Here is an 854-nt window from a genome sequence, read left to right as displayed (position 1 = left end):
CACCTTCAACGGCTTACAGAACGCTCCCCTACCCAATGTGTAAACACATTGCCGCAGCTTCGGTGTATAGCTTAGCCCCGTTACATCTTCCGCGCAGGCCGACTCGACTAGTGAGCTATTACGCTTTCTTTAAATGATGGCTGCTTCTAAGCCAACATCCTAGCTGTCTAAGCCTTCCCACATCGTTTCCCACTTAGCTATACTTTGGGACCTTAGCTGGCGGTCTGGGTTGTTTCCCTCTCCACGACGGACGTTAGCACCCGCCGTGTGTCTCCCGGATAGTACTTACTGGTATTCGGAGTTTGCAAAGGGTTGGTAAGTCGGGATGACCCCCTAGCCTTAACAGTGCTCTACCCCCAGTAGTATTCGTCCGAGGCTCTACCTAAATAGATTTCGGGGAGAACCAGCTATCTCCAGGTTTGATTGGCCTTTCACCCCTAGCCACAAGTCATCCGCTAATTTTTCAACATTAGTCGGTTCGGTCCTCCAGTTGATGTTACTCAACCTTCAACCTGCCCATGGCTAGATCACCTGGTTTCGGGTCTATATCCAGAGACTGAACGCCCAGTTAAGACTCGGTTTCCCTACGGCTCCCCTAAACGGTTAACCTTGCCACTGAATATAAGTCGCTGACCCATTATACAAAAGGTACGCAGTCACACCACGAAGGTGCTCCTACTGCTTGTACGTACACGGTTTCAGGTTCTATTTCACTCCCCTCACAGGGGTTCTTTTCGCCTTTCCCTCACGGTACTGGTTCACTATCGGTCAGTCAGTAGTATTTAGCCTTGGAGGATGGTCCCCCCATATTCAGACAGGATATCACGTGTCCCGCCCTACTCGATTTCACTGAT

The 854-nt window shown here is 50.5% G+C and carries 1 rRNA gene; it reads right to left on the bottom strand.

Going from position 1 to position 854, the window contains the following annotated elements:
* A 23S ribosomal RNA gene (locus tag MMA19_RS26430) occupies nucleotides 1–854 on the bottom strand; the annotation flags it as partial.

The organism is Vibrio sp. CyArs1, from assembly GCF_022432925.1.
Classification (GTDB): Bacteria; Pseudomonadota; Gammaproteobacteria; order Enterobacterales; family Vibrionaceae; genus Vibrio; species Vibrio mediterranei.
This window is presented reverse-complemented; position numbering and strand designations above follow the sequence as displayed.